At 61.0% G+C, this 17,662-nt stretch carries 12 protein-coding genes and 7 pseudogenes; 14 read left to right on the forward strand and 5 right to left on the reverse strand.

Going from position 1 to position 17,662, the window contains the following annotated elements:
- Positions 1 to 121: 121 nt before the first annotated feature.
- From QO034_RS14390 to QO034_RS14425, 8 genes and pseudogenes are all read left to right on the forward strand, one after another.
- Complete coding sequence (locus QO034_RS14390; protein ID WP_284486235.1) at positions 122 to 1,117, forward strand: helix-turn-helix transcriptional regulator; 996 nt, start codon at positions 122 to 124, stop codon at positions 1,115 to 1,117.
- Positions 1,118 to 1,430: 313 nt separating this feature from the next.
- Entirely contained in the window at positions 1,431 to 2,921 is a 1,491-nt protein-coding gene (locus tag QO034_RS14395) for an arylsulfatase (RefSeq protein ID WP_284486236.1), read from the forward strand.
- Positions 2,922 to 2,994: 73 nt separating this feature from the next.
- Positions 2,995 to 3,300 (forward strand): annotated as a pseudogene (locus tag QO034_RS14400) (IS6 family transposase); the annotation flags it as partial.
- 69 nt (positions 3,301 to 3,369) lie between these two features.
- Positions 3,370 to 3,582, forward strand: a pseudogene (locus QO034_RS14405) (transposase); the annotation flags it as partial.
- A gap of 765 nt (positions 3,583 to 4,347) precedes the next feature.
- Positions 4,348 to 5,289 carry a Hint domain-containing protein gene (locus QO034_RS14410; RefSeq protein WP_284486238.1) on the forward strand — a complete coding sequence of 314 codons (942 nt, stop codon included), beginning with the start codon at positions 4,348 to 4,350 and terminating at the stop codon, positions 5,287 to 5,289.
- A gap of 29 nt (positions 5,290 to 5,318) precedes the next feature.
- Positions 5,319 to 5,621, forward strand: a complete 303-nt coding sequence (locus tag QO034_RS14415; protein WP_284486239.1) for a hypothetical protein — start codon at positions 5,319 to 5,321, stop codon at positions 5,619 to 5,621.
- A 106-nt stretch (positions 5,622 to 5,727) separates the two neighbouring features.
- Positions 5,728 to 8,502 carry a tetratricopeptide repeat protein gene (locus QO034_RS14420; RefSeq protein ID WP_284486240.1) on the forward strand — a complete coding sequence of 925 codons (2,775 nt, stop codon included), beginning with the start codon at positions 5,728 to 5,730 and terminating at the stop codon, positions 8,500 to 8,502.
- Positions 8,503 to 8,577: 75 nt separating this feature from the next.
- Positions 8,578 to 8,670: pseudogene (locus tag QO034_RS14425) on the forward strand (IS6 family transposase); the annotation flags it as partial.
- A 54-nt stretch (positions 8,671 to 8,724) separates the two neighbouring features.
- Here QO034_RS14425 and QO034_RS23360 read toward each other — a convergent pair.
- Positions 8,725 to 8,850 (reverse strand): annotated as a pseudogene (locus tag QO034_RS23360) (IS3 family transposase); the annotation flags it as partial.
- 19 nt (positions 8,851 to 8,869) lie between these two features.
- Here QO034_RS23360 and QO034_RS14430 point away from each other — a divergent pair.
- Positions 8,870 to 9,157: pseudogene (locus QO034_RS14430) on the forward strand (DDE-type integrase/transposase/recombinase); the annotation flags it as partial.
- Between the two features lie 110 nt (positions 9,158 to 9,267).
- Here the strand turns inward: QO034_RS14430 and QO034_RS14435 are convergent.
- The 4 genes from QO034_RS14435 to QO034_RS14450 are packed head-to-tail and all read right to left on the reverse strand — an operon-like array spanning position 9,268 to position 13,481.
- Positions 9,268 to 10,050 carry an arginine deiminase family protein gene (locus tag QO034_RS14435; RefSeq protein ID WP_284486241.1) on the reverse strand — a complete coding sequence of 261 codons (783 nt, stop codon included), beginning with the start codon at positions 10,048 to 10,050 and terminating at the stop codon, positions 9,268 to 9,270.
- Complete coding sequence (locus QO034_RS14440) at positions 10,031 to 11,653, reverse strand: 5-guanidino-2-oxopentanoate decarboxylase (RefSeq protein ID WP_284486242.1); 1,623 nt, start codon at positions 11,651 to 11,653, stop codon at positions 10,031 to 10,033. Before QO034_RS14440 ends, QO034_RS14435 begins: the two co-directional genes overlap by 20 nt.
- Entirely contained in the window at positions 11,650 to 12,837 is a 1,188-nt protein-coding gene (locus tag QO034_RS14445) for a pyridoxal phosphate-dependent aminotransferase (RefSeq protein ID WP_284486243.1), read from the reverse strand. The genes QO034_RS14440 and QO034_RS14445 overlap by 4 nt, the downstream gene beginning before the upstream one ends.
- Entirely contained in the window at positions 12,834 to 13,481 is a 648-nt protein-coding gene (locus QO034_RS14450) for a TetR/AcrR family transcriptional regulator (protein ID WP_284486286.1), read from the reverse strand. Before QO034_RS14450 ends, QO034_RS14445 begins: the two co-directional genes overlap by 4 nt.
- Before the next feature lie 90 nt (positions 13,482 to 13,571).
- Here QO034_RS14450 and QO034_RS14455 point away from each other — a divergent pair.
- From QO034_RS14455 to QO034_RS14475, 5 genes and pseudogenes are all read left to right on the forward strand, one after another.
- A pseudogene (locus QO034_RS14455) lies at positions 13,572 to 14,365 on the forward strand (ABC transporter ATP-binding protein).
- Positions 14,366 to 14,419: 54 nt separating this feature from the next.
- A complete protein-coding gene (locus QO034_RS14460; RefSeq protein ID WP_407696769.1) occupies positions 14,420 to 15,172 on the forward strand; it encodes a transporter substrate-binding domain-containing protein in 753 nt (250 codons plus the stop codon).
- A 9-nt stretch (positions 15,173 to 15,181) separates the two neighbouring features.
- On the forward strand, positions 15,182 to 15,934 hold the full coding sequence (locus tag QO034_RS14465) for an ABC transporter permease (protein ID WP_284486287.1): 753 nt from the start codon (positions 15,182 to 15,184) through the stop codon (positions 15,932 to 15,934).
- The gene (locus QO034_RS14470) at positions 15,931 to 16,701 is read left to right on the forward strand and encodes an ABC transporter permease (RefSeq protein ID WP_284486245.1); all 771 of its coding nucleotides are present in this window, start codon (positions 15,931 to 15,933) and stop codon (positions 16,699 to 16,701) included. Before QO034_RS14465 ends, QO034_RS14470 begins: the two co-directional genes overlap by 4 nt.
- A gap of 58 nt (positions 16,702 to 16,759) precedes the next feature.
- Positions 16,760 to 17,463 (forward strand): annotated as a pseudogene (locus QO034_RS14475) (IS6 family transposase); the annotation flags it as partial.
- Positions 17,464 to 17,662: the final 199 nt, after the last annotated feature.

The following is a 17,662-nucleotide window of genomic DNA, read 5'->3' on the forward strand; positions in this document are numbered from 1 at the left end:
AGATGCCTCAAAAAGGAGGCCGTGCAGACGAACATTCTGCGACACGCAAAGATACATTGAACAGTGACCATCTTGGCTCTAGATTCGTTCCAAGCAATCGCTTGAGAGCCTCACGTATCCCATGATTGACCAGGCATTTTTCAATCCCCAAGGGCTTTATAGTGAGATCGGCCACTACAAGTTGCCGGGGCGTTCGGTGATGCGCGGCTATCTCTTCAGCAGCCGAAATTCATTGCAACTGGCCGAATGCCGCAACGCGGAAGCCAGCGTGGGCCGGTTCGGCCTTGATGGGATGAGCGTGGCCAATGTTCGTTCCACAGGGCACGACGTTGCGGTGTCAGAGGTGATGCATACAACCGTGATCGTGCCGCTCACCGGGAAATTGATCTCATCGACACTCTCTGAAGAAACGCAAGCACATACCGGCGGCATGTTGGTCTTTCCTCCGAACCGGCGTCAGACACGTGTGATCGCTGACAAAAACGGCAGGTTCAATGCCGTCAATATCCTGATACCCTACAATGAAATCCGTGACGCCTTGCTGCGGCTCGAATATTCGCCACGCGCTGTGCGCCGGCTGAACGGGATCGAAGGCTGGCTCGATGGCGGTGCACTGCCGGCGGTGGCGGGGTTTCGCGCTCTGGTTGCGACCCTGCATGGAGAGATTTGTCAGGGCGGCGCTGTCATACGTTGGGACAGCACGCGCAAGGCCTGGCGTCGTCTCATTGTAGACAAGCTCGCCGAGGTGCTCGCCAGTGCGGAGGACATGCTGATCTCTCCCGACCTGGCGCCAGCTGTCCGGAATGCATATGTCGAGAAGGCGCTGGACTACATGCGGGCCAACCATACAACAATTGCTCCCGTTGCCGATGTTGCGAAATCCTGTGGAATTTCGACCAGAACGCTCGAACAGGCCTTTCGCCAGAATCTGGGGATCACGCCCTACCAGGCCATCACTGAAATGAGGCTTGATACCGCCCGGCGCCTTCTTTCCGATCCGGACCGGGTGCAAAGCGTGACCGAAATCGCGTTGGTCTGCGGCATCAGCCATTTGGGTCGATTTGCCAAACAGTATCAATCCCGCTTCGGCGAATTGCCGTCCGAAACGATGCGCTGATTGCCCTCAGGGCTATCAAAGCACCTCGGGCGCAATGGTATGGACCCCGCCACCCGGCGGTGCCGCCGCCCTGCGCCACAACCCCGACCGTGTGGCAGGAGACCCTCTGCGGCGAGATCTCATTCTCAAGCGGCGAAAGCCCATGCCGACGACATCATTGAAGCCGGCGCGCGTGTCGTTCTCCGGCACCTCGATCCGATTGGGAGCGAGTTCTTAACCGCTGAACGCGGCCGTGCTGAAAAAAGATGACGAATCAAGGAGGGAACTCGACGTGCTCGGACTTTTAAAACGCGCTGCAGTTGTGATGTGCCTCATGCCCATGTCGGTGACTGCACAGGAGACAGACCGGCCAAATATCCTGGTGATCTGGGGCGACGACGTGGGTATGTGGAACATTTCCGCCTATCACCGCGGGATGATGTGCTGTGAGACGCCCAACATCGACCGCATCGCGGATGAGGGGTTGTTGTTCATGGCCCACTACGCGCAGGCATCCTGCACCGCCGGGCGGGCGGCGTTCATCACCGGTCAGTATCCGATCCGCACCGGGCTTTCGACGGTGGGCCTGCCGGGCGCGCCGCAGGGGCTTCAGGCCGAGGATCCGACACTTGCGGAGATGCTGAAGCCGTTGGGGTACCGCACCGGGCAGTTCGGCAAGAACCACTTGGGCGACCGGGACGAGCACCTGCCGACGAACCACGGGTTCGACGAGTTCTTCGGCATCCTTTACCACCTGAACGCGGGCGAATATGTCGAACAGGCCGACTACCCGGCGGAGGCGTTCGAAGAAGCCGGTCTCGCACAGCGCGGCATCATCCATTCCTTCGCGGCGACCGACGGCGGCGAACAGCAGATCGAGGATCTCGGCGGTTTCGGACAGGAGCGCCAGCAGGTGCTGGACGAGGAAGTCCTGCAGGAAAGCCTGCGCTTCATCCGCGAGGCCGTGGACGCGGGCGAGCCGTTCTTCGTCTGGCACAACACCACGCGGATGCACTACCGGACCAACCTCAGCGGGGAATACGATGGCATCAGCGGCACCGGCAACGTCTATGCCGACGGCATGTTCGAGCTCGACGACGACGTGGGCGAACTGCTCGACCTGCTCGATGAACTGGGCGTCGCCGACAACACCGTCGTCATGTTCTCCACCGACAACGGCGCAGCGTCGAATTCGTGGCCGGATGGCGGTAATCAGCCGTTCCGGGGCGAGAAGGGCCTTGGCGGCTACGAGGGCGGCTTCAAGGTGCCGGCAATGATCAAGTGGCCCGGCGTCACACAGCCCGGGACCACGACCGGCGAACTCGTGAGCATGGAGGACTGGGTTCCGACGATCATGGCGCAACTCGGCCAGCTGAATCTCAAGGAGGTCTTGCTCGATGGTGCCGAGATCGGCGGCACTGAATACCGGGTTCATATTGATGGCTACGATCAGACGCCGGTGCTGACCGGTGAGGGACCGTCAAACCGGATGTTCTTTCCGTTCTTCTCTGAAACCACTTTTCACGGCCTGCGGTTCGGCGAATGGAAGTTCCTGTTCACTCAGCAGGACAAGTGGTTCAACGGGGTTCAGGACCAGTTGACCACCCCGCTCATCACGCGGCTGGATCTTGACCCGTTCGAGCGCTTTCACGAAGGCCGGGGCTTTGACGAATGGCAGGAAAACCGCTCCTGGGCGCTGGGTCCGGCTGTTGCGGTCACCGGGCGCTTCTTCGAAACTTTCGAAGAGTATCCGCCGCGCCAGGCGAGCTTCGACATCGACACTGAGACCATCATGCAGCAGCTGATGGACCCGAACGCGCGCTGACCCGAACGGAAACGGTGGCCCTGTCGGAGGGAATCCGGTCAAGGCGGGCGGGGTGGTTTCGTAGCGTCTCGCCATGACGAAAGACAACCCGTTCAAATATTTCCGGACCAGCCGGGAAATCATTCGCCTGGCGGTGATGTTCTACGTGCGCTTCCCGCTGTTGCTCCGAAATGTCGAAGACCTGCTGCATGAGCGCGGCATCGACATCAGCCATGAATCCGTCCGGTTTTGGTGGAACCGGTTCGGCCCGATGTTCGCATCTGAGATCCGCAAGAAACGCGTTGAACGGATGCGCTCCTGGCCTCAGTGGCGCTGGCATCTCGGCGAGATGTTCGTAAAGATCAACGGCAAGCGCCGCTATCGCTGGCGGGCCGTTGATCGCTAGTGTCAGGACCTATTGATTTCCGCCTGACGGCGTGATTCGCGGTTCGAAAACCGAGCGGTGGGCATGTCTGATCTTTTCTGGCTGACAGATGCGCAGATGGCGCGTCTTGAACCCTTCTTCCTCAGGTCTCACGGCAAACCCCGCGTTGATGACCGACGTGTGTTGAGCGGGATTATCTTCATCAATCGCAATGGCTTAAGGTGGCGTGACGTCCCCGCCGCCTATGGTCCGCCCAAGACGCTGTACAGGCTTGCGGATCGACGCGGTTCATGCGGGAAGTCCCGGCCGTTCGGGATCAGCAAACGCGGCGACCGATAGCCGCGCACCCTGATGATCCGTGATGCGAGGGCCGTTCTTGGCAAAGCCCAGGGAAAGGATGATCCCAGAAGCCAAGGGATCGGCAAGATGCGAGAGAGGCGACATCCGAACATCGTCGCCGTCGCTCTTGCCAACAAGAATGCCAGGATCGAGTGGTCGATCTTGTCACGAGGCGAGTGCTATCGCCCGGATGAGACCGTTCCGACAACCTGACGCATTCCGACAACCTGACGCATCAAGCGAACCAACCGGAAAAAGGAGGGCTTTACCCAGAATATTGCAGCAACCCAGCAGGAGATGGTGAAGGGATACGACACATCGCTTCTTGAACCTGATGTGTGGACCGGCAAGGCCGATGCCTGTGCCGTGGAGCCATTGAGGGAGAGGCGCGCGGAAACCCATCCTTTGCCCGTCGGGGCATTGCGAAGCAATGTCCCGAGAGCGGGGTTCGTGGCGACGATGTATCGGGCCGCTCGAAGAAGCCGGATATACGTCAGCAATCGTGATCACCAAACCAGAACCAACCAGACTGTTGCAATCAGGCGGGGTCCATATACGTCCACACATGACAGCTCCATGATAGCCCTTCGAACAGGCGCCATACCAGCGGACATCGGCTGCAACTAGGGCGAAGAACAATGCCCGGTTGAAAACAAGCAAACAAAGATACATCGTCTAGTCAATATTCTGCAAAGGGATTCTAACAAAGGGGACGAAACCAGCATGGCTACCTTCGATTATTCTTCGATCATCGAGTTCTCTCGCAATGGGAACAGTCTTGAGTTTCATAATGGCGGTTCGGCAGATTTCAGCGGCACTCTTGATGACGGTGAGGCGGACAATACGTTTGAGACCGATGATACCTTTACATTCACCACGCCCGGGGCGGGCCTCACGAACTTTCCGTCGGGCACCGAGATCACCCTGAATTTCGAAGGCGCATACACGACCGGAGGCGCAAGCTACGTCGTTCTGGTTTGGCCGGACAATACGGATTACGGATTTCTATTCAGCCCGACCGATGCTGCCAGCACCGATTCCAACCTTGCAAACACAATCAGCACCACTGATCTGGCATTCGGCAACGGAGACTTCACGACCTGCTTTGCCGCCGGGACGCTGATCGCCACGCCCGAAGGCGAATGCGCCGTGGAAACGCTGGCAATCGGAGACCTCGTGACCACCGCCGAAGGCGGCATCGTTCCGGTCAAATGGATCGGCCGCCAGACCGTGCACAAGCTGTTCACCTCCGCCGAACGCTTTGCTCCGGTCCGCGTCAGCGCCGGTGCACTCGGCAATGGCCTGCCCCACACCGACCTCGTCCTCACCGCCGAGCACGCGTTGATCCTCGACGGGCTGGCGATAAACGCGGGCGCGCTGGTGAACGGCACGACCATCGCCTACGACCCCATCGACAGCCTGCCCGAGCGCGTCACCTATTATCACATCGAGACCGAGAAGCACGATGTGATCCTTGCCAATGGCGCACCCGCCGAGACCTATGTGGACTACATCGGGCGACGGGTATTCGACAACTTCGCCGAATATGAATCGCTTTACGGCGAAGAGCAGGCGATCACCGAAATGCCTCTGCCCCGCGTCTCCGCCGCCCGGTTGGTGCCGCCGGCGATCCGGGCGCGGCTGGCCACCTCTGACGCCGCCTGAACCCCAAGGAATAACTTGGCGGAGAATCTATGCGTATCCAGATTTCACTTGTCCTGACCATCGGAGCGGCCGCCACTCTTTCGGCCTGCGTAGAGGATACGGGCAGTGTTGGCGCGTCCGGTGCGCCGACCGCCGCGGAAAAGGCATGTCTTCGGGATGTGACGGGTGTCACGAACAATCCCGACGTGATGCTTATTGGATCGGAATTCTCCGAGGCCGGGACGTTTGTACGTGTGGGTGTAGGCGAGAACCGGGCTCCCTGGCAATGTATCGCCTACAGCGATGGGACCACCGCCAGTATCCAGTCGCTTGTAGATGAAGGAGCGGCATGAGCGGGACAATACAGCGTTTTCTGCGCGGTTTGTTCTGGGGGCTGACCGTTTTCAAGGAAATAAGGGCATCAGAACTCTGAGATCCCGTCCAAGACATCAGGCCTCCATGGTAGAGGACAAGCCTGCCTCGGTACTGCCCCGTATGCTGCAGCGCCTGGTCGCGGCGCGTGACATTATGCTGTCTAACGATCCGGACTTCAGCACTCCTATCCGCGCCCGTATGTCCCTGGCCTCTGCGCTCAGCGCACTCGGGGCGGATGCCGAGGCGATTCCGCTTTATGACTCGGTGCTGGCGGAGCATCCCTCGTATCCGGCCGCCGAAAAGGCCCGGGCCAAGGCGGTCCTAGCAGCGGGGCTTGCCGATGTTCCCGATTTCACAAGCCGGCTTGAACAGGCCCGGTCTTGCCTGAAGCAAGGTAGACTCTCGGATGCGCAGGACGCGTTTGACCGCATTCTCGTGGATGATCCAGAGAACCAACCAGCGCAGATCGGCTGCATCGATGTTGCCCTGAGGAAAGGTGATCTTTCCCGGGCAATCGCACTTGCCCGCCAGGGGCTGGAGCGACTCCCGGACAACATCCCCTTCGGTCTGCGGCTTGCCCAGGGCCTGCAGCGGAAGGGGCATATCGTCGAGGCCATCGACCTGTTCGAGGACATGCGGCGTCGTGCGCCCGATCATCCCCGCACCGGGATCAGCCTTGCCCGCGCCTATCTGGACACGGGACGTCTGTCCGAGGCACAGAAAATCGTCGGACGGATTCTCTCCGAAACCCCGGGCGACAGGGAAGCGCTGTTACTGCAGATAGATATGGCCAAGGCAGTCAACGATCTGGACGAGACGCTGCACAATTGTGACGTCGCGCTGGAGCACCATCCCGACGACAGGACATTTCTGGATAGGAAGGCACATGTCCTGATGCGATGCGCCCGGCCACTCGAGGCTTTGGCCATTCTGAAACGTCTTTGCGCGAATGCTCCGGATGACGGTCCTCTTCAGGCCCGTACGGCTCGGGCCTGTCTGGCTGCAGGCCGGGTAGACGATGCGCAACGAATACTTCGGCAGGCCCCGGCGAGTATCCCCGTCACGCTGCTACTGGCGGAAATGGAGGAACAGGCCGGGGATATTGACGTCGCCCTGCAACGGCTTGCGCCACATGTCGATTCAGACGCGAGCGCGACGCCCGATGCCACTTCGGCCCTTGTCGTGAAATTCTGTACCCTTTGCCTACGGAATGGGCAGGTGGACCGGGCACGATGTGCCTTGGCGTCGGCAGATATCGAAGTCGAGAATCTGCAACCGATCCATCTGCTGCAACTGATGCAGGTCGCGGCCAAGATGGATGCGAACGAGATCATGACGGTCGCGCTGGACAGCGCCTTGTCACGAGATGCGATCCCGCACCCGCTTGCGATGCACATTCTCAGGCTGGTGCAATCCGCCGGACGTCCCGACCTGACGGACCGCGCGCGGGACATGCTGGAGCAACGGGTTTCCGTAGTCCAGCGCGCCGCCTTCCGGATCGAAAGCGATGCCCTGACCCTTGGCCCCGATGCTGCCATCGCCCGCGCCCGGGCAAGCGGCCCGGTGCGCCGGAACCCGGACTCGGCCCGTGCCCTGGCCTCCGCTCTGCTCCAAACCGGGAATTGCGATCTGCTGCTGCGGTACCTGTCCTTATGCCGGCACCGCTGGCCCTCTGATCCGGATTTCGCGATTCACCAGGCCAATGCGCTTGGCGAGCTCGGTCAACCAGAGGAAGCCTTGGCGGTGCTGGATGAACTCGCCTCTGTCGATGCTCCCCTGAACATCATGCGCCGACGACTGCGCATCCTCTATGAAAGTGGCCGGCTGGCCGAAGCAGAAAAACTGCTGGAGACTGCCGGGAATCCTCCTGCGATGCTGCTGTCCCCGATCATCAGGTTGTTGCTCAACATCGCACGCGACAGGATCGATGCCGCGTTGGCGCTGGCTTCCGATGTCGCCACTCAGATCGCAGGGGATCATTCCACGGCGGCTCGGTTCAGCGTCACCCATATCGGTGCCTTGCTGAACGAGGCAAGGATATACAAACTTGCGCGTGGCACCGGACCTTCAGCCGCGCAAGTGGATCCGAAATCGTTGCAGCGATCGTTTTTCCTGCCCGCGAAGCAGGCGATCGACAGGAACCGGCCAGAGGCTGTCGATGCCATCCCCACTGCCGATCACAGCGACATCCCAAGGCAGGTGTTCCAGTACTGGAATACCGATCCTGCCCCCGATGAGGTCACCAGGATCATGTCCACCTGGCAGTCGGCACCGGGCTATCGCCATTGTCTCATGAACCGGAACGACGCCCGTGCCTTCCTGCGCGACGCGTTCGATGCAGAGCATGAACGGGCATTCAGAATGGCCAACCATGTCGCCGAGGAATGCGATTTTCTGCGGCTTTGCGTCTTGCTTGCCAGAGGTGGCATCTATGCTGACGCCGACGATCGGTTGATCGGCGATCCCGAGGTGCTGCGCCGCGCGGGGCGCGGGATGGTGCTGTTGCGAGAGCCGGTCGGTGCCATCGCCAACAATCTCCTGTTGGCACGCCCCGGCCATCCGCTCCTGCAGATCGCTGTCGACATGGCGCGCGACTCGCTGCTGGCCCGAGAGAATGACAACACGTGGTCCAAGACCGGTCCCGGACTGCTCACCCGCGCCACCGCTGCCTATCTCTCGGACACCTCGCCTGACGAGGTGTCACGCGACTTGACGCTGTTGCCCCGCTATCTCGGCCAGCGGGTTGTGCAGTTCCACGTCAGGTTGCCCTACAAAACCACACAAGTTCACTGGAATATGACGGCTGGAGCGCTGCCGCTAGACATCGTGCGCATGATCGAACGGGACCTGGCAGATTGAACTGATTATCGGCTTGATGGCATTGTCAGAGCGAATCCGGTTGAGGCGGGCAGGGCAGCCTCATAGCGTCGGACCATGACCAAACGTGACCTTTTCAAGGGTTTTCGGAGCATCCCCGAGGTCATCCGTCTCGCGGTCATGATGTACGTGCGCTTCCCGCTGTCGCTTTGAACCGCATCGGGTTTGCCGGAGGCTGATTTCAGTTAGTTGCGCGGCTCGTTCCTCAGTTCCCATGGCCGCATAGAAATTGGCCTCTGCTTCTGCCGGCGGAATACTCCCGATAGGCTCGAGCAGACGGCGGTTGTTGAACCAGTCCACCCATTCGAGTGTTGTGTGTTCTATGGCTTCGAAATGGGACGATGACAACGACAAGCTCGCCTCCTACCGCGCCGCTCTGAGGGAAATCGGCGCGACAGACCTGCGGGAAACGGGCCGCTGGCTGAACAATCGCGCGGAGAATTCACACCTGCCGTTTCGACGACGGGAGCGGGCAATGCAGCGTTTCCGGGGCATGCGGAGTTTGCAGATGTTCGCCGCCGTCCACTCATGCGTATCGAACCATTTCAATCAGGAACGCCATCTCTACACACGACAGAATTTCAAGAAGAACCGTGCCGCCGCCCTCGCCGCGTGGCGCCAGCTTTGTTCAGCATAAGTTCTGGTAGTTCGACGAAATCTGAGACTGGTTCGAATCGGTCCGACAGTACCTTCGGTGTATGTGCCAGGCAATCCGGTGAAGGGCGCGGTTTCCCTGCGTGGCCTTCGTCAGAATCTGAGTGAGAGGCAAGACATGCCGCCGTCCAGTTTGGCGCATTCGGTATTGTCGATTTCCACCACGTCGAAGCCTTCCCGGGCAAGCATGTCCGCCGTTCGCGGGAATCCTGCGGCAAACAGCACCAGGTTGTTGAAGCGGATGGCATTGGCCGCCGCCTCCTCGCCTTCGGCGGTGTGGAGCACGCGGTAGCCTTCGAAACAGCCGGAAGCATCGAGGCGCCGGGTGGAAAGGATGGTTTCGGCATCCATCAACGAGCAGTCGGTCTTGAAGTGCAACACGCCTGCCGGGGTGAAGACCTCGCGCAGTTTGTGGCCCCATTCACCCGCAATTTCGGCCAGTTCCGCCACGCCGGCCGCGTCTGTCCGGGCCGACCGGCCCACGAGGATTTCTCGCCCGGTGACCAGAATGTCGCCGCCCTCTACGAATCCGTGCCCCTTGATTTCGCGCACCTCATCGTAGCAATCGCGCAGGGCAGGGGCCATTTCAGCAACCTCGCCCAGGCGCGAGGGTGCGCCGGGCCGCATCAGGATCGCGCCCTCGGGAAGGCAAAGCGCTGTGTCCTCGACAAAAACCGCATCGGGAAATGCCGAAAGCGGAGGCAGCTCGATCACTTCGGCCCCGGTGCTTTTCAACGCGGCAACATATGCAGCGTGCGCGTCCAGCATGTTTTCAAGGTCCGGTGTTCCGGTGTCTTCGGCGCGCAGGCCGTTGACGATGCTGGCCGCCGGGCGGCGGGTGATGGCGCGTGTGAATTCAAAGCTCGGATTTTTCATGGCGGGTGTCCTTGGCTGGCACAAATCTGGGAGCGACGATTTCGATCATGCTCGGTCCGGGGTGGCGGGCGGCGGAGGTCATGGCTGCGGCGACATCTCCGGGAACGGCCGCACAATGGGCATGCGGGATGCCAAAGGATTTCGCGGTGGCCGCGAAATCGGGGGGCGTTGGGTCGCAACCGACGACCTCGACGCCCGCGTCCTGCATCGCGGAGGCGATTTCACGGTAACCGTGGTTGTTCCATATTACGAAGGTCACCGGCAGGTCTTCATCGACGGCGGCCATCACCTCGGGCAAAGAGAATTGTGCGCCACCGTCGCCGGACAGGCAGATCACGCGCGCCTGCGGGTCCGCCACCGAGGCCCCGATGGCCGCCGGGATGCCGTAACCCAAGGCGCCGTATCCGGTGGCCGCATTGAACCAGCCGCCCGCCCGGTCGTGATCGTAGTAGAGGTTGCCGGCGTAAATGGGCTGGGCGGAATCACCGACCATGAGGGAACCCGGCACCGCAGTACGTAACGCTTCCAGAATTTGCACATGGGCGCGGTAGTCTGGACCGATCTCGGCCAGGGCGGCGATGCGCGCGCGCTCGGCACGGGCCGCGCCGCCGGTATGCTTGATGCCGGGCGGCAATGCTCCAAGAAGCGCCGGAACAATGGTGTTCACGTCGCCTTGAATGGCGATTTCGGCTGCATGGCGCGCAAGCTGTTCGGCGCAGCGGTCGACACGCACGAGGTCCGTCATTTTGGCCATGGCGCCGGTTGCATACATGTCATAATCGGTCGGCCCCAGCTCGGTTCCCAAGGCCAGCACCAGATCGGCCTCTTCGATGAGGGTGCGGATCGCTTTGAGGCTGGGGCTCGCCGGCACGCCAAGGGGATGGCCGAACAGCACGCCGCGCGCATTCACCGTCTGCACGACCGGGGCGTCGATCCGTTCGGCGAGGTTCTTGAGGGCGCCGCCCGCCCGCTTTGCGCCGCCACCGGCCAGGATCAGCGGCTTTTCGGCGGCGGCGAGCCGCATTGCGGCCTCGGCTATCACCTTGTCATCGGGCAGTGCAGCCTCGGGTGCTTTGACTTCCGCTTTTCCGGTATAGGGCAGCGCAGCAACGTCCAGAGGTATCTGGATATGGGTCGGCCCCGGCCTGCCTGATCCGAAGGGCCGGAACACCTTGTTTAGGGCAGGGCCCAATTCCTCGGGGGTGGCCACGTGTTCCGACACCAGCGCGACGCTGGACGCCAGTGCGTATTGATCCGGCAGCTCATGCAGATGGCCCATGCCCTTGCCAAGAGTCGCCGTGCCGTTCACGCCGGAAACCACGAGAATCGGGATCGAATCCGCGCGTGCCTGCGCCATCGGTGTCAGGGTGTTGGTCAGCCCCGGCCCGGTGATGACAAAGGCCACCCCCGGCTTGCCCGATGCCCGGGCATAGCCATCCGCCATGAACCCCGCTCCCTGTTCGTGACGGGGGGTGATGTGTCGGATGCCCGAGGCCGCGAGGCCGCGATAAAGCTCGACGGTATGCACGCCGGGAATACCGAACACCGTGTCGACGCCAAGCGCCCGCAGCTCGTTTATGAGCGCCTCGCCAATGCTGGTCATGCGGCCGCTCTTTTCAGCTTCCTGCTGTGTTCGATGATCCGGTCCATCGCCTTTTCGAGGTCGTGGTCGTGGATGGTCAGGGCAACCCGGACCCATTTGTCGAGTGTGTCGCCGAAGGAGGCGCCGGGCATCACCGCGACTCCGCTATTTTCCAGCAGGTCGCTTGCATATGTCGCCCCGTCGAGACCCGTTGCCGAGATGTCGATCATCGCGAACATCCCGGCTTGGGGCTTATGCACCGTCAAGTCGGTTTGCGAACCGAGCCGTTCGGCCAGCAAATCGGCGCGAGTGGCAAAGCGTTGTCGCATACCCTCTGCCACCGACGAACCTTTGCGTATGGCCAGTTCTGTCATGTCGGCGATGAATGGCTGATTGCCGAACAGCATGGTTTCCGAAACCGGGAGAAGCGCATCGCAAAAGGGCTTCGGCGCGACGCACCAGCCGCTGCGGAAGCCGGGGGCGGCATGGGATTTCGAGATCGAAGACACAGCGATCACCCGGTCGGCGATCCGGCGCAGAGACAGCGGCGAGACGAACCGGGAGCCGTCGAACACGAGGTGTTCATAAACCTCGTCGGAAATGATCCAAAGATCATGTTTCAGCGCCAGCGCGCCGATGGCTTCCAGATCGTCGGCGGTCAGGACCGCGCCAGTCGGATTGTGCGGGGTGTTCAGGAGAATGGCGCGCGTCCGCGGCGTGATCCGCTCGGCCAGGTCTTGCCCGCGCATCCGGAAGCCGGCCTCGGGGCGCAGCGGGACCGGCACCATTCTGGCACCGGAGGCCCGGATGACACCTTCATATGTTGCGTACATGGGATCGCCGACGAGCACTTCATCGCCGGTCTCGGCCGCGCCCAAAAGCGCGGCGAAAAGAGCGGTCTGGGTGCCGGGGAAACAGAGGATGTTGTCGGGCTCGAAGCTCCGCCCGCGGCTTTGGCTATAGTGCTCTGCCAAAGCGCGGCGCAGGTTGATTTCCCCACGGCCGTCGGAATATCCCGTGCGGCCATCTCGCATGGCCTTTTCCGCGGCTTCCATCAGCTCTGGCGGCGTCGGCACGTCGGGTTCGCCAATTGTCATCTCGACGATGTCTTTTCCCGCAGCGGCCATTGCGCGCGCCTTGAGGTGAATGTCCCATTTGGCGCCGCCGAGACCGGCCAGACGTTCCATGATCGCTGTCGTTTTCATGCTGGTTCTTCTCTTTTCTGCAAGGCCAATCCGGTAATTGCGCCGACGGACTCCAGCCCGATGCGGGGCAGTTCGTCCGGCGCGAAGGCATCCGGCAGGGCGCCGCCTTCCAGCCATAGCCCGTCGATCACCGCGTTACAGGCGACAGCAAGGTGATGCAGCCGCTGCGCCGGGGCAGGGCGCCCGGCCTCTTCAAGCGCGGCGCCGATCAGTTCTTCCAGCCTCTTTCGGAAGTTGTCATAGGTTCGCGCGTGCGTCGCCTTCATCTGCTGGTCGCTCTGGACCTTGTTCAGGAAGCTCGCCCACAGCGCGATCGAGCGCGGGTCCACCACCGGCGGGGTCAGCGAGGCTTTGACGAACGTGATCAGACGCTCTTGCGCCGTTCCTTTGATTGTTCCCACCGGGGCAAAGGTCAGGTCGGTCATGGTATCCATGTGATGTTCATAGGCCGCGGTGATCAGGTCTTCCTTTGAGGTGAAATAGTGCCGGATAAGACCCTGGGTCACGTTTGCGCGCTCGGCGATTGCTCGCACTGTGGCGCCGCGCACGCCATTCTCGGCAACAAGCGAAAGTGCCGCCTCGACCAGGTCGAGCTTGCGCTGTTCCGAGCCTTCGCGCTTGAATTTGCGGCGCTCCTGGCTCACGGGCCTCTCCTCGTGCCGTGATAAAATTATACACTTGCATAAATACCGCTGTTCAGCATTACTACAAGCCGAAAAATGAGGAAGCAGGTAATGCAGCAAGCAGCCGCAGAACGCCCCGCAGATCAGGACGTGAGAGACGAGGCGATCCGGGTTGACGACCTGCACAAGTGCTTTGGGCGGCTCGAGGTGCTGAAGGGGTCTCGCTCTCGGCAAACAAGGGCGATGTTGTCGCCATCATCGGTGGCAGCGGCTCGGGCAAATCGACCATGCTGCGATGCATCAACTTCCTGGAAACGCCGACATCGGGAAAGATCGTCATCGGCGGCGAAGAGGTCGAGATGCGCGCGGATGGCACCCCGGCGAACCGGCGCCAGATCGAGCGTATCCGGACACGGCTGGCGATGGTGTTTCAACAATTCAACCTCTGGACCCACCGGACCCTGCTGGAGAACGTGATCGAGGTGCCGGTGCATGTTCTGAAAGTTCCGCGCGCCGAAGCAATCGGGCGGGCGCATGAGCTGCTGGCGCGGGTTGGGCTGGGGGACAAGGCTGATACCTTTCCGGCTTTCCTCTCCGGCGGCCAGCAGCAGCGCGCCGCGATCGCGCGGGCGCTGGCGGTGGACCCGAGCGTCATGCTGTTCGATGAGCCGACTTCGGCGCTTGATCCCGAACTGGTGGGCGAGGTTCTGACGGTCATCCGCGACCTGGCGGCCGAAGGCCGGACCATGTTGCTGGTCACGCATGAAATGAAGTTCGCCCGCGAGGTCGCCGATCACGTGGTCTATCTCTACCAGGGTCGGATCGAAGAGGAGGGGCCGCCGGAAGAGGTGTTTGGACATCCGAAATCGGAACGGCTGAAACAGTTTCTCAAGTCCGTCCACTGACGGAACAATCAACCAAGGCAAAGCAAAGACAGGGAGAACATCATGAAAAAGACGATGCTTGCCGCAGCGACAATCGCTGCATTTGTTGCCGGGGCTGCAGCCGCAGATCCGGTCAAGATCGGCATAGCGGCCGAACCTTACCCACCCTTCGCCTCGCCGGATTCCGCGGGCAATTGGGTTGGCTGGGAGATCGAGGTGATCAACGCGGTATGCGCTGCCGCCGAACTCGATTGTGTGCTCACGCCGGTCGCCTGGGATGGCATCATCCCGTCGCTGACCGGTCAGCAGATCGATGCCATCATGGCGTCGATGTCGATCACCGAAGAGCGGTTGAAGACCATTGACTTCTCGGATCCCTATTACAATACGCCCGCCGTGATCGTGGCCGACAAGGCGATGGACATCGAGCCGACACCGGAATCGCTGGCAGGCAAGATTGTCGGCATCCAAGCCTCGACCATTCACCAGGCCTATGCACAGGAATACTTCAAGGATTCCGAATTGCGCATCTATCAGACCCAGGACGAAGCCAACCAGGATCTCGTGGCTGGCCGCATCGACGCCACCCAGGCCGACAGCATTGCCATGGCTGATTTCGTCGCCACCGAGGCGGGTGGCTGCTGCGAGATCAAGGGGCCGGTGGCCAATGACGAATCCATTCTGGGCCGTGGTGTCGGCGCCGGTGTGCGCAAGGGCGACGATGCGCTGCGCGAAGCCCTGAACAAGGGGATCGCCGCTATCCTGGCCGACGGCACGCATGAAAAGATCACGGCGGGCTATTTCACCACCAGCATCTACAGCAAATAAGGTTTGCCCTTGGAGCCGATCCTGGAAACGCTCGGTCTGGCCGAGGCAGCGCAACTTCTGTCGCTGTCTCCGCCCGGCTGGGGGGCAAACCTCCTGCGCGGCCTTGCCAATTCCTTGCAGATCGCATTCGGGGCTTTTGGCCTCGGCTTGGTGATCGGGCTTTTCGGGGCTTATGGAAAACTTAATGGCGGGCCGATCCTGCGTGACCTGCTCGCCATCTATACGACCGTGATCCGCGCCGTTCCCGAATTGGTGCTGATCCTCATCCTTTATTATGTCGGAAGCGACCTGATCAATAAGGTCGCCTCGATGATGGGCTATGGCCGGATCGAGATCAGCGGCGTGGTTGCCGGCATCTGGGTTCTGGGGGTGGTGCAGGGCGCTTATTCCACGGAAGTCTTGCGCGGCGCAATCAAGGCTGTGCCGCCGGGTCAAATCGAGGCGGCGCGGGCCTTCGGCATGCCTGCGTTCATGACCATGCGCCGGGTCACGATCCCCGCGATGATGGCATTTGCCACGCCGGGGCTTGCCAATCTCTGGCTGATTGCAACCAAGGATACGGCCCTGCTGGCCATTGTCGGCTTTTCGGAGCTGACGCTGGAAACCAGGCAGGCCGCCAGCAGCACTCGGGCCTATTTCACGTTCTTCGTTGCCGCCGGTGCACTTTACCTGATGGTCACCCTGTTTTCGGGAGCCGTTTTCGGCCGGATCGAAAAATGGGCCCGCCGCGGCCAGCCATCGCTGAAGGGGGGGCATAAATGACCGCGCTCCGCGCCTTGATGCAGCCACATCGCATCGTCATGATGGCCTTGTTCGCGCTCCTGATCCTGTGGTGCGCCATTTCGCTCAGGTGGGACTGGATTCCCCGATACATGCCGCTGGCGCTCGAGGGGATGTGGCGCACCATCTGGATTCTCGTCGTGACTTCGGTTCTTGGATTCTTGCTGGCCGTCCCACTGGGTTTGGCGCAGGCCGTAGGGCCGTGGTATCTTGCCATGCCTGCCCGCACCTTCTGCACCATCATCCGGGGCACGCCTCTGCTGTTGCAGATCTGGTTGCTCTATTACGGCCTTGGCTCTCTCTTCCCGCAATACCCCTGGATCCGTTCGAGCGAACTTTGGCCCTACCTGCGGCAGGCCTGGCCCTATGCCGTGCTGGCCCTGACGCTGTCTTACGCGGGATATGAGGGCGAGGTGATGCGCGGTGCATTCGCCGGAGTGAACAAGGGGCAACTTGAGGCCGCCAGATCCTTTGGAATGCCGCGCTTGACCATGTTCCGCCGGATCTGGTTGCCTCTGGCGGTCCGGAATGTCCTGCCGACGCTTGGAGGGGAGACGATCCTTCAACTCAAGGCCACGCCGCTGGTCGCCACGATCACGGTGATAGACATCTATGCCGTATCGTCCCGCGTACGCTCGGATACCTTTATCGTCTATGAGCCGCTTTTGTTGCTTGCGGCGATCTACATGATCATTGCCGGACTGATCACATTGGCGTTCCGGCGTTTCGAGAACCGTGTGCCCGGATGAGGGCCTTGTCAGAAGGATTTGGCTTGAGGCGGGCAGGGCGGTTTCGTAGCTTTCACTCATGGCAAAACCTGACCCGTCCAAGTACTTTCAAAGCAGCCCGGAGATCATTCGCCTGGCGGTTATGTTGTAAGTCCGGTTCCCACTTTCGCTCAGGAATGTCGAGGATCTGCTTCACGAGCTCGGGATCGAGATCAGCCACGAAACTGTGCAGTACTGGTGGAATAGATTTGGCCCGATGTTTGCCGCTGAAATCCGCCGGAAACGTGTCGAACGTCTTCGCTCCTGGCCGCATTGGCGTTGGTACCTGGACGAGATGTTCGTGAAGATCAACGGCGAACGGCGCTACTTCTGACGGGCCGTGGATCATGAGGGCTGGGTCTTGGGAAGCTTCGTGACGAAGACGCAGGACAAGAAAACCGCATTGAAATTCCTGAAGAAATCAATGAGGCGCCATGGCCGTCCGCATATTTCCGTCACGGACAAACTCGCCTCCTACCGCGCCGCGCTGAAGGAAATCGGTGCCGCGGGCCGGCAGGAAACCGGCCGCTGGACAAATAACAGAGCCGGGAATTCGCACCTGCCGCTTCGGCGACGGGAACGGGCAATGCAACGGTTTCGCAGGATGCGAAGTTTGCAGAGTTCGCTGCCGTTAACGCCTCGGTCCAGAACCACTTCAATTCGGACCGCAGTCTCTACACCAGACTAAATTGCAAGCGAAACCGCGCCGCAGCTCTGGCCGGGTGGCGCGGTCTCTGCGCGGCATCGGGGACAGTCATTTTGCCCTTGCGGAGACGAGTTCGACTTGGTCTGACAGCACCTTCATGAGCATGCCCTTTGCGCGAGAGACCGCCTAGAACACTCGTGATAGTTGCGAATCGAAGGGCCTATGGCGTAATATTATGTCAGTAGGTTGCATCACTTCTTTACTTTTATGATTCAAATTCCTGCCGTGGGATTCCCC

It is taken from the genome of Sedimentitalea xiamensis, from assembly GCF_030164465.1.
GTDB classification, from domain to species: domain Bacteria; phylum Pseudomonadota; class Alphaproteobacteria; order Rhodobacterales; family Rhodobacteraceae; genus Sedimentitalea; species Sedimentitalea xiamensis.